The organism is Kitasatospora putterlickiae (assembly GCF_039527695.1).
Taxonomy (GTDB): Bacteria; Actinomycetota; Actinomycetes; order Streptomycetales; family Streptomycetaceae; genus Kitasatospora; species Kitasatospora putterlickiae.
Window position 1 is genome coordinate 11,610 of the sequence record NZ_BAAAKJ010000083.1, and the last position, 932, is coordinate 12,541.

The 932-nt window shown below is 77.3% G+C and carries 1 protein-coding gene; it reads left to right on the forward strand.

The genetic code is table 11. From position 1 onward, the window contains the following. Positions 1–26: 26 nt before the first annotated feature. The gene (locus ABD308_RS09295) at positions 27–896 is read left to right on the forward strand and encodes an aldehyde dehydrogenase family protein (protein WP_344330651.1); all 870 of its coding nucleotides are present in this window, start codon (positions 27–29) and stop codon (positions 894–896) included. Positions 897–932 lie beyond the last annotated feature (36 nt).

Genomic DNA, 932 nt, shown 5'->3' on the forward strand with positions numbered 1-932 from the left:
CGGCGCTCGCCGCCGGGAACACGGTCATCGTCAAGCCCGCCGAGACCACCCCCGACTCCGCGACACTGCTCGCCGCGCACGCCGCCGAGGCGCTCGGCGAGGGCGTGCTCACCGCACTGCCCGGCGACCGGGAGACCGGCCGGCTGCTGGTCACCGCCGACGTCGACCTGATCGCCTTCACCGGCAGCGCGGCCGCCGGCGCCGACATCGCCGCCCGGGCCGGCCACCGCCGGGTCAGTCTGGAACTCGGCGGCAACAGCCCCGTCCTGGTGCTGCCGGACGCCCCCGAGCACACCTGGTCCGCGCTCGCCGCCGCCTGCACCTACAACGCGGGGCAGAGCTGCGCCGCGCCCGCCCGGGTGATCACCCTCACCGGGCACTACGAGCGGACCGTCGAGGCGCTCGCCGCCGCGCTCGGCGAACGCGAGGCCGGCCGCGACTTCGGCCCGCTCAACAACGCCGACCAGGCCGCCCGCTACGACCGGATCCTCGCCGCCTCGGCCGCCAAGCGCTCGCTGCCCGCCCCCGGCCGCGCCGACGGCCTCTGGCGCCCCGCCCGGCTGCTCGCCGACCTGCCGGACGACGACCCGGCGGTGGTCGAGGAGGTGTTCGGCCCGCTGCTCACCGTCCAGCACGCCCCGACCGTCGAGGCCGCCCTCGCCCTCGCCAACGCCGTGCCGCAGGCACTCGGCGCCGGTGTGTGGACCGCCGACCTGTCCGCCGCCCTCGACCTCACCGCCCGTCTGAACGCCGGCGAGACCTGGATCAACTGCCACCTCGCCCAGAGCGCCGAACTCCCCCACGGCGGCCGCGGCGCCTCCGGGCAGGGCACCGACCTCTCGATCCTCGCCCTCCACGAGTACCAGCGCCCCAAGACGGTGACCGCCCGGCTGTGAGCGCACCGCACCGTGCCTCCCGGTGGACCGCCCGCG